At 71.5% G+C, this 4,575-nt stretch carries 5 protein-coding genes and 1 pseudogene; 3 read left to right on the top strand and 3 right to left on the bottom strand.

Features of this window, described 5'->3' with window-relative positions:
- Positions 1 to 1,014: pseudogene (locus tag FNH05_RS32950) on the bottom strand (hypothetical protein); the annotation flags it as partial.
- A gap of 137 nt (positions 1,015 to 1,151) precedes the next feature.
- Here FNH05_RS32950 and FNH05_RS32945 point away from each other — a divergent pair.
- Together FNH05_RS32945 and FNH05_RS32940 are read left to right on the top strand one after the other, a co-directional pair.
- Positions 1,152 to 2,009, top strand: a complete 858-nt coding sequence (locus FNH05_RS32945; protein WP_144592754.1) for a bifunctional methylenetetrahydrofolate dehydrogenase/methenyltetrahydrofolate cyclohydrolase — start codon at positions 1,152 to 1,154, stop codon at positions 2,007 to 2,009.
- The gene (locus tag FNH05_RS32940) at positions 1,990 to 2,286 is read left to right on the top strand and encodes a DUF3017 domain-containing protein (protein WP_144592752.1); all 297 of its coding nucleotides are present in this window, start codon (positions 1,990 to 1,992) and stop codon (positions 2,284 to 2,286) included. Before FNH05_RS32945 ends, FNH05_RS32940 begins: the two co-directional genes overlap by 20 nt.
- Before the next feature lie 10 nt (positions 2,287 to 2,296).
- On the opposite strand, the gene FNH05_RS32935 is transcribed toward FNH05_RS32940, so the two are convergent.
- Together FNH05_RS32935 and FNH05_RS32930 are read right to left on the bottom strand one after the other, a co-directional pair.
- Entirely contained in the window at positions 2,297 to 3,469 is a 1,173-nt protein-coding gene (locus FNH05_RS32935; protein WP_144592755.1) for an MFS transporter, read from the bottom strand.
- 165 nt (positions 3,470 to 3,634) lie between these two features.
- Positions 3,635 to 3,943, bottom strand: a complete 309-nt coding sequence (locus FNH05_RS32930) for an ArsR/SmtB family transcription factor (protein WP_144592751.1) — start codon at positions 3,941 to 3,943, stop codon at positions 3,635 to 3,637.
- Positions 3,944 to 4,035: 92 nt separating this feature from the next.
- On the opposite strand from FNH05_RS32930, the gene FNH05_RS32925 reads away from it, so the two are divergent.
- Positions 4,036 to 4,575: MFS transporter (locus tag FNH05_RS32925; protein WP_144592750.1), on the top strand; the 540-nt coding region annotated here is incomplete at its 3' end.

Raw genomic sequence — 4,575 nt, 5'->3', positions numbered from 1 at the left:
GGGCGCGTGTATCCGCGTCGGAGCGGGTTCCTCCGCCGGAACCACCGGGACCATCGGGGTGAACATGGTCGGCTGCTCGACCGGGGCCGGGCGCGGTGCCTGCGGAGCGGGAGGCGGCTCCTCGACCGGGGCGTGCGCGAGCGGGGCGGGCGGCTCCGGCATCGGGCGCGGCGGCCGGGGCGGTGCGCCCCGGTGCAGCTGGGCACCGGCGGCCTGCAGGATGTGCTCGGGCACCTCGGGCAGCCGGAAGCCGACGCCCTGCACGTGCGCGACCAGATCGGCTTCCGGTGCGATGCCGTATTCCTGCAGGTAGTAGTTGACCGCGGCGGGCCAGATCCAGCTGCCGTCGGTGTGGAAGGCGACCGGCACCTTCGCGGTGGGCGGCGAGGACAGGCGGTCGAGGTCGTAACCGCGCTCCGACAGCACGACCGGGGCCGAGGCGAGGTACTCGTAGAGCCGGTCCAGCTGCTCGGGGTCCAGTTCGGGGCGGTGGAACACCGGACGCCCGTCCGGGCCCTGTCCGTCGAAGATGCGGGCCATCCGGAAGCGCGGGGCCGCCGCGGGCGGCGGTTCCGGAGAGGGGCCGGAAAGGCGGCGGAAGAGCCATTCCGGCACGTTCTCCTCGGCGCGCGGGAACATCCGCAGCTCGTCGGCGTAGGCCGGCGGCGGGGGCTCGGATTCCCAGCGGGGCTCTTCCCGGTCGTATTCGAGGTTGTAGCTCGATGGGTGGTCGAGCTGGTACCGCGCGTTGAACCAGGTTCCGCGGCCCTCGCGGTACATCCCGGCTCGCAGGCGGCCGAACAGGGTGGCGATGTCGTGGGTGGCCGTCCACTCGTGGACGCTGCCGTCCTCGGTGAGCACCTCCCCGGTCAGTTCGTGGTACCGGCCGACGGCGCGGTACTGCGCGGTCACCCGGCGCCAGTCGGGCGGCGCCGCCCGAAGCAGGGCGAGTCCGATCTGCTTGACCAGGGTGTCCTGCTCGGTCGCATTCAGCTGGGGGGTCGGTTGAGCCACCACGCCATTTTGACCGGTCACGGAAGTGAGTGCACACCACCCGGCCCACTACCCCGATTGACCAGTGGTTATGCATCAGGCGGGCGACCGAGCGTCTAGCTGCGACTACGCCCCGTGCCCTCTGTCAGAATGGAACCGTGACGGCAACGGTTCTCGACGGCAAAGCGACCAAGGACGCCATCTTCGCGGAGTTGAAGCCCCGGGTGGCGGCGCTGGCGGCGAAGGGGGTCACCCCCGGCCTGGGGACCGTGCTCGTCGGCGACGATCCGGGCTCGCATTCCTACGTCCGCATGAAGCACCAGGACAGCGCGAAGGTGGGGGTCAACTCGATCCGGCGCGACCTTCCGGCCGACATCGGCCAGTTCGAGCTGGAAAAGGTCATCGACGAGCTCAACGCCGACCCCGAATGCCACGGCTACATCGTGCAGCTCCCGCTGCCCGCGCACCTGGACACCGGGCGCATCCTGGAGCGGATCGACCCGGACAAGGACGCGGACGGTCTCGCCCCGGTCAGCCTCGGCCGCCTGGTGCTCAACCGTCCCGGCCCGCTGCCGTGCACGCCGTTCGGCATCGTCGAGCTGTTGCGCCGCTACCAGGTGCCGATCGACGGCGCGCGGGTCACCGTGGTCGGGCGCGGGATCACCGTCGGCCGCACGCTGGGCCTGCTGCTGACCCGCCGCAGCGAGAACGCCACGGTGACGCTGTGCCACACCGGGACCCGTGACCTGGCGGCCGAGGTGCGGCGCGCGGACATCGTGGTCGCCGCCGCCGGTGTCCCCGGCATCATCACCCCGGACATGGTCAAGCCCGGGGCCGCGGTGCTCGACGTCGGCGTCTCGCACGTGAACGGCAAGCTGACCGGCGATGTCGCTCCCGGCGTCGAGGAGGTCGCGGGCTGGCTGTCGCCGAACCCCGGCGGGGTCGGCCCGATGACCCGGGCGATGCTGGTCACCAACGTGGTCGAGGCGGCGGAACGTGTCGTGGCTTCGCGGTAACCGCGCGGCGCTCGTCGAGCAGGTGCCCTTCGGCATCGTGCTCGCGCTGGTGGCGGTCGCCGCGCTCCGGATCTGGCAGTACCACTGGCGGCAGGGCGCCGTCATCGTGGGCGGCGCCCTGCTCGTCGCGGCGGTGTTTCGCGCGGTGCTGCCCGGTGCCAGGGCGGGCCTGCTGGCCGTCCGCGGCAGGCCGGTGGATGTGCTCAGCTACTCCGGTCTCGGGGCCGTACTGCTGTTCCTGGCCTTCACCATCACCGACGGCCCGTTCGGCAGCTGAGCCCGCCGGTTCAGGCCTCGGCGAGGGCCGGGGCCGTGACGGCGCGGCGATCGAGGGCTCCCGAGACCGCCGCGATGGACAGGCCGAGCACGGACAGGATGGCGCCGACCAGGTTCGGGGCGACCAGGCCGAGCCCGCCCGCGATGACGAGACCGCCCAGGTAGGCGCCGATCGAGTTGGCGATGTTGAACGCGGACTGGACCGCCGCCGACACCAGCGACGGGGTGCCGCCCGCCTTCTGCATGATCCGGGTCTGCATCATCGGGCCGATCATGAACCCGGTGACGCCCACCGCGAAGATCGTGATCGCGGCGCCGATCTTGCTGTGCGCGGTGAGGGTGAAGACCGCCAGCACCACGGCGAGCGCGAACAGCGCGAAGTACAGGCTCGGCATCAGTGCCCGGTCGGCGAGCCGCCCGCCGAGCAGGTTGCCGATCGTCATGCCGACCCCGGCCAGCGCGAGCAGCACGGTCACGTTGTGCGGTGCGTACCCGGCGACGTCGGTGAGCATCGGGGTCACGTAGGACAGCGAGGCGAACACCCCGCCCATGCCGATGGTGACGATCGCCAGTGCGAGCCACACCTGCGGGCGCCGGAAGGCCGCGAGTTCGGTGCGCAGCGAGGCCTCGGCCGGGCGGCCCTGGTGGGGGACCAGCCGGGCGATCGCGACGAGCGCGAGCAGGCCGATGAGGACGACGACGCCGAAGGTCGCGCGCCAGCCGACCTGCTGGCCGAGCAGGGTGCCCAGCGGCACGCCGACCACGTTGGCCAGCGTCAGCCCCAGGAACATCATCGAGACGGCCTTCGCCCGGTTTCCTGGTTCGACCAGGCTGGAGGCGACGACCGCGCCGGCGCCGAAGAACGCGCCGTGCGGCAGACCGGCGACGAAGCGGAAGAGCACGCCGAGCTCCTGGTTCGGGGACAGTGCGAACAGCAGGTTGCCCACGGTGAACAGCGCCATCATGGCCAGCAGCATCGTTTTGCGCGGCAGCCGCACGGCGACGGCGGTGAGCAGGGGCGCGCCGACGACGACGCCCAGTGCGTATGCGGTGATCAGATAGCCCGCCGAGGGGATGGACACCCCGAAGTCGGCGGCGGCCTGGGGCAGAACCCCCATCATGACGAATTCGGTGGTGCCGATTCCGAAGGCACCGATGGCCAGCGCGAGCAGCGCGACGGGCACGGTTCTCCTTTCCAGTGCGATCTGCATCGATACAGACGAGGGGCATGAAGAAGGACAGCCCGAGCGCGACGATGGCGCTTCGACTGTCCTGCGACCAGTGTCAACCGGTGACGGGATCTTTGTCATCCCGGTGGACGGGTGACGATTCCCACGTAACGCGCCGGGTCAGCGCCCGGCGGCGAGCACGGCGTCGAGCAGTCCGGGGAAGGCCTCGTCAAGATCATTGCGGCGCAAGGAGTTCAGCCGGGTGGTGCCCCGCTGGCGGGTGCTGATCACACCGGCTTCGCGCAGGATGCGCAGATGGTGGGTGAGCGTCGACTTGCCCACGGACACCTCGAAGCCTCCGCAGGCCACGTCGGCGCATCCGGCGAGCTGGCGGACCATGTCGAGCCGGACCGGGTCGGCGAGCGCGTGCAGCACGGCGGAGATCTCCATCTCGTCCGCCCGGGGGCAGGGAATTGTGTCCGTGCTCATGGATCCCATCGTACGACCGCGCTCGAACTTCGAGCAGGTTCGTAGTACGGTACGAATCGAAGTTCGATGGCGGTCAAACATTGGGGGAGTCGATGTCCTCACCGAGAACGGCGGTGCTCGCGGTCGGTACCTTCGCGGTCGGCACCAGCGGCTACATCGTCGCGGGCCTCCTGCCGGTCCTGTCCGCGCAGCTGCACGTGTCCGCCGCGGCCGCCGCCCAGCTGGTCACCGCGTTCGCCGTCGCCTACGCCGTCGGCTCGCCGCTGTTCGCCGCCGCCACCGGCCGCTGGGAGCGGCGGCGGCTCCTGGTCGCGGCGCTGGTCGTGGCGGCGATCGGCAACACGCTCGCCGCCCTCGCCCCCACCTACGGGCTGCTGCTCGCCGCCCGCGCGGTCACCGCCGTCGGGGCGGCCGTGTTCACCCCGGTGGCCAGCGCCGTGGCCGCGCAGCTCAACCCGCCGGAACGCCGCGGCCGCGCCGTCGCCGCCGTCTTCGGCGGTCTGGCCCTGGCTACCATCTTCGGGGTCCCTGTGGGCAATCTGCTGTCCCAGCACATCGGCTACCGGGCCGTGTTCGGACTGGTCGCGGTCCTGTCACTGGCCGGGGCCGGGGCGGTGCTGGCCGTCCTGCCC

Source organism: Amycolatopsis rhizosphaerae, assembly GCF_007713715.1.
Classification (GTDB): domain Bacteria; phylum Actinomycetota; class Actinomycetes; order Mycobacteriales; family Pseudonocardiaceae; genus Amycolatopsis_E; species Amycolatopsis_E rhizosphaerae.
The sequence above is the reverse complement of the archived record's forward strand: the minus strand, read 5'-3'. Positions and strand labels throughout refer to the sequence as shown.